Consider the following 6,782-nt stretch of genomic DNA (forward strand, 5'->3'; position numbering starts at 1 on the left):
TCCGGCTTCCTTCAGATTCCGGGTCGCCCCGGACACCCTTGCCATTCGCTAACGGTTCCCATTGCCAAGCCCGTAGTGGACTTTCACCACCAAGCTGTCAGACATGCCGGGCACACGCCTGGAAACACGCAGAGGCCCTTCCTCTGCGTGTTTTGTCTTTGTATAATCAGCTGAAAGCCTGTCTGTCCTGTCCGATGAGGCGCTCACACTGGCGGTGTCTCATGCTGAATATTTTAAGTGGATCATAAAAGTATTCAGGGTGCTCGTGAAGACGTTTTAGCTCGTCTCTTGTCTCAGCGAGCCCGGTTTCGTATTCCTCCATAACCTGTTCGATGTGCAGAATCACATCTGTAAAAGCTGAATCCACATCTGCCCGGATCGCTTTCTCAAATAAATCAAATTCAAAGAACAGCTTGTAGGAAAGCGACTCTGCTGTATCCTGAAAATCATCATTTTCCAGCAGCCGCTTATATTGCTGAAGCAGAAATGTCTTGCTCTGCTGCATTTCGCCGAAAAACTTTCCGACGTTACGGAGCATGATCTGCTTAGGCTCGAGTCTCCCCATAATGTTTTCTTCCGGCAGCTCGGTCCGGTTGATCATGCGGGTAAGATCACGGCGCCAGTCTTCAAGCAGTGCAAAATCGAGCTGCAGCTGCATTTTCTCTTCGCCGATCATGCTGTTTAAACTTTCGTTATTTTCATCCAGATACAGCTGAGATTCCTGAAGCTCCTGTTCCGTATTTTTCAGCCAGCCTTGAAGCGAACGGCGGAAGATCGGAAAAAGCTCATCATCAACAAAAGCACGCATCCGGGTGTTCATTGCAGCGTTCAAATCCTCATGCAGATTTTTGACCGGCTTTTCTTCATCCTCCAGTACGTCTTCACTCGCCTTAATTAGCGAAGGAACGTTGGACTCAAACTGCTCCTTCTGCATCTGCTTCATCTTCTGGTAAGTGCCGACGATGCTTTGCTGCTTTTCAGCACGAGTATCGGTCAACGTGTTGCGAAGCCCTTTGAAGCGTCCGAGCATATCCTCATAAAACTGAATACCCTGCTCAAGTGAGTTTTCAACGGACCGCTGCTGAGCTTCGAGCCGGTCAAGCAGTCGCTTCGCAGCCCGGGACAGCTCCGAGGCAGTTCGCTCCGCCCGATTGGAATCTGTGCGGATCGCTTCCAGCCACTTTACCCGGTCAAACGTCAGTCCGTCGCGCTGGTCCATCATCGTGCTCAGACCTGGAATCGCAGCGAGATCTTCCCGCAGCGGCTCTGTTGTTCCTGCCGGATCAAGCTCTTCTGATTCCACCCAGGAAGCCATTGATTCCAGCAGCCGCAGCATCTCTTCTACAGCGAGGGAAGCGTGCTCCGTCTCTTCATCAGGCGGACTTGTAAGCACAGATTCTTTCTCCGGATAGATCTCTTCCCACGCAGCCTGAGCCGCTACAGCGAGAACAGCGTTCTGTCCGTCTGAAAGCATCTCCCAGTGCCGGAGAAGCTCTGGCATGACAGGCTCCATCTCTGATTCCATGAAAGCTCCATTCGTCAAATCCAGGTAAACGTCATGGTGCAGCGCAGCCATTTGCTCCCAGTCCGGACGTCTTGTGAGTTCAATCGAAGCAAAAATACCATTCATTGCTGCCACCCAGTAGATAAACTGATCCGTCCCGCGATAAACGGAGGTAAGTGCGCCTATGACATCCTGAAACAGCCGGTGATCTTTTTCTGCCAGGTCTTTAGCCGGATGATCGAAGTATTCCGGAGAGAAAGACGCCGTATAGCCGGATGTTATGTATCCGTGCAGGTGGCGGTACCAGCTCAGATCATGGGTTCTTGCGCCTTCTTTTACAGCCAGATCCACTGCTTTGTTCCAGTCTTTGTAATCCTCGTAGATCGTCCTCGCCAGGTCCGATACTCCCGGATAATCGGGATCGATATCCAAAGCGAGCTCCAGATATTCATACACCTTTGCCTGATCTTTCTCTTCTGCATAGATAGACAGAAGCTGTAAAGCAGTCTCGCTTCTCAACACATTATCTTCTGTCTTTACAGAAAGATACCTGCTTTTCGCCTCTTCAATCCACCCGGAATCGTAGTGGGCATCCCCGATATTTTTAACTGCCCAGCTTTGCAGCTCTCCCTGTACCTGCTCCCATTTAAAAACAGCAGCCTCCAGATCCTGATGGTGATAATAGACTTCACCCTGCGCAAAACGGATGTCGTCTTCTTCGCCTTCTCCTATCTTTAACGAGTCTGCCAGAAGATTTCCCAGCCGGCTGACCGGAAACTGATGATACTCTTCACCTGCAACTTGTTTGTAATATGTTTTCTGAACAAGTGCCTCTGCCTGCGTCATAGTGTGATCCCTCCATGGTGCCTGTTTGCCTGTTGTTCCGGCTCATGCCGAAAGCATAGGTCTTTCATTGATATATTCGATTAGTAAGACGTTTTTCCTGCGGGTCCGTTTCATTTTTTTGGGTCTTCCATAATATTTATCTTTCTCCACCCGCCAAACCGATAATAAACGGCTGCAATCAGTGCACTCAGAACGAGAGAAGCGCCCATTCCGATGCCAATGCCGGCCTCGCCGAAAACAGAAGCTGCCAGATAAGTGAGCGGGAACCGGAGGATCCAGAACGAAATAACGTTCAAAATAAAAACCTGCATCATACCGCCGGCAGCGCGCACTACGCCGTTTAATACAAAATTAATGCCTAGAAATGGATAGAAAAAGGCGACCGTCTGCACGTACATGGTTCCAAAGGCAACCGTTTCCGGGTCTTGAACAAATAACCCGACTGCCCATTCCGCACTAAAAAACACAGCTGCGCTCAGACTGACAGAAACGACTGCGATCAGTGTCAGTCCGCTTCTCGTTATATCGCCGACTCTGCCCCATTTGTCCGCGCCGATATTTTGCCCTGCCATGCTGTTAATGGCTGAACCAAGCGTCAACGCCGGGATCATAATTAAGCTGTCGAGCCTTTGTGCAGCTCCAAATCCGGCAGTAACTTCATCTCCGAAGCTCGTGACAACCGTCATGATCGCCAGGACTCCTCCGGAAATCACCATCATGGACAGCCCTGACGGGAGACCCAGCTTAAAGATTCGCCGCGCCTGTTCTGCAGCTGGCAGTGACGGCAACGAAAAGGGCACTCCTCCCTTGGTCACAGAATAGATGAGTCCGTATAAAAAGGCCGTTCCCTGTGAAAGAATCGTCGCATAGGCCGCACCGGCTATTCCAAGATCAAGCACGGCGATAAAGATTGGGTCCAAAATAGCGTTTAATATGACAGCCAGCAGAACAAATCGCACCGGTGTTTTACTGTCACCGAGTGCCCGAAGCACTGTTGCGATAAAATTGTAGCCGAAAAGAAACAGAATACCGACAAAATTAATCCGCAGATACAGCGCTGCAAGCGGGAGTGTTTCTTCCGGCGTTCCCATCGCATTTAAGATCCATTCAGCTGACACAAAACCGATAACGCCGAGGATGAGTGCAAGAGACCCCAGAATGACGACAAACGCATTCAGAGCCTTCTTCAGCCCGTCGTCGTTCCCGGCGCCTTTATATTGGGACAGCACGGTCAATGCTGATGTATTGATTCCTATTATAAAAGATAAAATGGTGAATATGACCACACCTGATACTGCGGTTGCTGCCAGAGCGCTTGGCCCAAGCAGGTTTCCTACCCATAGCGAATCGATTACCTGATAAGATGTCTGCAATATATTTGTCAAAAAAATCGGCGAAGAGAACAGAATCATTTTTTTCATGATGCTGCCTTTCGTGAAGTCGTACTGCTTTCCCGCCATGATTGTCTCCTCCCGAATGCTGCTGGCGACTAAAAAAGCTGACTTTTACCAGCTCTTACTGGCAAAAGCAGCCTCATTGCTACTCAACAATTTCGAATGTTTCTGTCAGTTCGACGGCTCCCTCAACCGTTCGTGCCATCGGACAGTTTTTTGCTGCGAGGGACACTGCTTTTTCAACCTTCTTATTGACGAGGCCGTTTCCTTTAATAACATAATGAAGGGCTATCGCTGAAATACGGTTTGCAGCTTCTTCATCCCTCGTCACATCAGCGGTTACCGTCAGTGAATCAACCTGCATGCGCTGTTTCTCCATTACCTGTCTTAAAACAGAAGCACTGCACACTGCGATCGATGAAACCATCAGCTGAAACGGGCGGAAGCCTTGTGCTTCATTGCCGCTGATTTTTAATGTTCCGTGTTCAAATTCAGTCTCGAAATACTCGCCTTTCCACGTAAAATCCATTCTATCCCTCCTGTAATATACCCTTTCTATTTTACCTTTCTCTTTCTGTGCCGTCACGTAAAAGCTTCTTGCATATCTGCTTAAGAAGTCTAAAATAGGTGAAGGATATCAACTACTTGAGACAGGTGATGCGTATGGCTAATAAACCGGGCTTCCGCTACTGGGTGCTGATCGGCATGGTCCTGATCGCGGGCTTCTCGCAAGGTATGCTGCTGCCTGTTCTGGCAGTGCTTCTGGAGAATGCGGGAACATCTTCTGCCGCTAATGGATTGAATGCGGCTGCTTTATATATCGGAATTATTCTAGTTTCCCCTTTTATCGAACAGCCGGTCAGAAAATATGGCTATAAGCCGGTTATTCTGACAGGCCTTGTACTCGTTACCATTTCCGTGATGCTCATCCCGCTATGGCAGGCATTCTGGTTTTGGTTTGTGCTGCGAATGATCGTCGGGATTGCAGATAACCTGATCCATTTCTCCACTCAGGTATGGATCAGTACGACCGCCGATCCAGCAAAACGCGGCAGGCAGCTTGCGCTTTACGGCCTCTCGTTCGGACTCGGATTTGGACTCGGTCCAATGACCGTCCGGCTGCTCGACGTTAATCTCTATCTGCCTTTTATTATATCTGCACTTCTCAGTCTCATTGCTCTATGCTTCATGCTTTATCTGAAAAACGAATATCCTTCAGGAGATGTGGAGACCGCCTCAAAGCTAGGGACAATCGGCAGGTACAAAAAAGTAATCAGGCTTGCCTGGTTCGCCCTGCTCCCGGGCTTTTGTTACGGTTATCTTGAAGCATCCATTCACGGCAATTATCCGGTTTATGCCATGCGAATGGGCATCGATCTGGAATTAACGACGATGTTTCTGCTTCCTGGCTTTGTTTTCGGGAGTCTAGTGACCCAGTTTCCTTTAGGTATGCTGAGTGATCGGATCGGACGAAGCCGTGTGCTGCTTGGGCTGATGGTTGCCGGTGCTGTCATCTTTTTTATCATGCCCCTGATTGAACAATCTTCCGTCCTGCTTTTCAGCGGCTTTGTCCTGACAGGCATGCTGCTCGGCTCCTTATTTTCACTCGGCATCACTTATTTAGCAGATCTCGTTCCGGCTGATCTTCTGCCGACAGGCAATGTCATGACTGCGGTGCTTTTCGGTTTCGGCAGCATGACCGGTCCTGTAATCGGAGGCGTGCTGATCGATACGGTTGGCTCCGGGGCCGTTTATCTATCCATTGGCGGTATGCTGACGCTTTCTGCGCTTGCAGGCGTCCTGTTCGAATATCGAAAATCTTCCGCACGGCTTAACAAAACCGAAAAAAAGCTGACAGCCTGACAGATGCTGCATGAAAAGAGCCGCCGTCATAATATCGACGGCGGCTCTTTAGCATTCTATTGTTTATTTTACGTCTGCTTCTTAGTCAAATACTTCTGCGAGCACATGCTTCGTTTCTTTTTTATTGAGGTTTTTCTCTACATAACCTGCAGGCTCTGTCTGGAGAACCTCACCGAACGTGCGAGCCATATCAGGTTCCCCGACAACATAGATTTCCTGCCAGCCGTGGTCTTTTCGGATTTTCTCCACTTTTTGTGCCATATCTTTATAAAAGCGGTACTTATTTTCTTCGAATCTCTGCTTAAACTTATCCACGTGGCTTGCTCCTGACGCCGTCCGGTCCTGAGAGGCGAGACCTTCCTTGAACGTCCATTCTTCCTTGCCTGAGTCAAATTCATAGCTCCATTCATCATGGACCTCTCCGAGTGACGTATCAATGACACGCACTTCATCATTATTTGGCATAACGACTCCTGCACGCGGGTAGCTGCTCTGCAACTCTTCCAGCTGCTCCAGCACCGGTGTTTCTTCCCAGTGAAACGATGTTTCAACCGGTACCTGCAGATAATTCACGGACCAGAGATCTTCGTGATCGGACGCGAAGATAACCACGCTCTTTAACAGATTCGGCTGATTGCCGTGAATTTCTTCTTCTACTTTTTTGCGAAGCTTCTTGTACGCTTTTTTCTCCTCCTGATTATCTGAAGCTTCTATATATTCATCAATACGCTTCATGCCATTTTTCAGGCGGATCTTCCATTCCCCTTTTTGCTGATCCGGGTCGGATGGATCCGTATTCAAGTAAACAGTAAGGACACACTTTCCATCCGGACACTGTATTTTCTGTAATGATTTCAGTTCGTTTGTTAATGCCATAGTCGATCAAACCTCCTAATAATATGTGTACTTTTTCTGTTGCCTGTTTTATAGGCATTAAAACTTCTTTTTATAGTCTCTCAGATAATTGAATGATCTGAAATCTGGAAACATACATGTTAATTCGGCCGCTCTCAGCCGGCATCTTACGCACGTTGATTAATAAAGAAAGGGGGCTGTCTCAAAAGCCCTTTATGAAACAAAAAAAGCGGTGCCGGATGTGTCCGGTTCCGCTTTTTTTGGAATGAAATGAGAAAAAGACAAAAAAACAGCAGAAAGCCGAGCGGCTCCCGGCCACT

At 48.5% G+C, this 6,782-nt stretch carries 5 protein-coding genes; 1 reads left to right on the top strand and 4 read right to left on the bottom strand.

Going from position 1 to position 6,782, the window contains the following annotated elements:
* Positions 1-166: 166 nt before the first annotated feature.
* The 3 genes from HCN83_RS17595 to HCN83_RS17605 all read right to left on the bottom strand — a co-directional run bounded on the left by HCN83_RS17595 (position 167) and on the right by HCN83_RS17605 (position 4,273).
* A complete protein-coding gene (locus HCN83_RS17595) occupies positions 167-2,350 on the bottom strand; it encodes a hypothetical protein (protein ID WP_168009695.1) in 2,184 nt (727 codons plus the stop codon).
* A gap of 110 nt (positions 2,351-2,460) precedes the next feature.
* Positions 2,461-3,810, bottom strand: a complete 1,350-nt coding sequence (locus HCN83_RS17600) for an MATE family efflux transporter (protein ID WP_168009696.1) — start codon at positions 3,808-3,810, stop codon at positions 2,461-2,463.
* A gap of 79 nt (positions 3,811-3,889) precedes the next feature.
* Positions 3,890-4,273 carry an OsmC family protein gene (locus HCN83_RS17605; RefSeq protein WP_168009697.1) on the bottom strand — a complete coding sequence of 128 codons (384 nt, stop codon included), beginning with the start codon at positions 4,271-4,273 and terminating at the stop codon, positions 3,890-3,892.
* 98 nt (positions 4,274-4,371) lie between these two features.
* Between HCN83_RS17605 and HCN83_RS17610 the strand changes: the two genes are divergently transcribed.
* Positions 4,372-5,607 (top strand): MFS transporter, encoded by a 1,236-nt coding sequence (locus tag HCN83_RS17610; RefSeq protein WP_343033770.1) that lies wholly within the window; start codon positions 4,372-4,374, stop codon positions 5,605-5,607.
* Between the two features lie 81 nt (positions 5,608-5,688).
* On the opposite strand, the gene HCN83_RS17615 is transcribed toward HCN83_RS17610, so the two are convergent.
* Positions 5,689-6,483, bottom strand: a complete 795-nt coding sequence (locus tag HCN83_RS17615) for a VLRF1 family aeRF1-type release factor (RefSeq protein ID WP_168009698.1) — start codon at positions 6,481-6,483, stop codon at positions 5,689-5,691.
* Positions 6,484-6,782 lie beyond the last annotated feature (299 nt).

It is taken from the genome of Alkalicoccus luteus, from assembly GCF_012034335.1.
In the GTDB taxonomy this organism is placed as follows: domain Bacteria; phylum Bacillota; class Bacilli; order Bacillales; family Salisediminibacteriaceae; genus Alkalicoccus; species Alkalicoccus luteus_A.

What these genes read in the sequence shown, in the direction of transcription:
- HCN83_RS17595 (WP_168009695.1), bottom strand. Translation starts at nt 2,350, where the DNA reads ATGACGCAGGCAGAGGCACTTGTTCAGAAAACATATTACAAACAAGTT.
- HCN83_RS17600 (WP_168009696.1), bottom strand. Translation starts at nt 3,810, where the DNA reads ATGGCGGGAAAGCAGTACGACTTCACGAAAGGCAGCATCATGAAAAAA.
- HCN83_RS17605 (WP_168009697.1), bottom strand. Translation starts at nt 4,273, where the DNA reads ATGGATTTTACGTGGAAAGGCGAGTATTTCGAGACTGAATTTGAACAC.
- HCN83_RS17615 (WP_168009698.1), bottom strand. Translation starts at nt 6,483, where the DNA reads ATGGCATTAACAAACGAACTGAAATCATTACAGAAAATACAGTGTCCG.